Raw genomic sequence first — 263 nt, forward strand, 5'->3', positions numbered from 1 at the left:
GGCCTGCCCAGCCAGGGCGCTGGCCATGAGGCTCTTGCCGCCGCCAGGAGGGCCGAACAGCAGGACGCCATTGCCCGATTTCTCTTGCCAGGCCGACAGCGCACGGCGCATATCGCTCTTGAGGGTCTCCTGACCAACGATGCTGTCGAAGTTCACACTGGGGCGTGCCGCACGGAACTGGAAGTTCTGCGTCGGCAGCTGCGTCTGATCAGCGGCACCGGCAGGGGCGGTCGCGTATTGTTCCTCCCAGACCAGCAGCAGAT

The 263-nt window shown here is 65.4% G+C and carries 1 pseudogene; it reads right to left on the reverse strand.

What is annotated here, in order from left to right:
• Positions 1 to 263, reverse strand: a pseudogene (locus tag G5A07_RS21375) (hypothetical protein); the annotation flags it as partial.

The sequence above is a fragment of the Stenotrophomonas sp. AS012628 genome, assembly GCF_010608305.1.
Lineage (GTDB): Bacteria > Pseudomonadota > Gammaproteobacteria > Xanthomonadales > Xanthomonadaceae > Stenotrophomonas > Stenotrophomonas geniculata.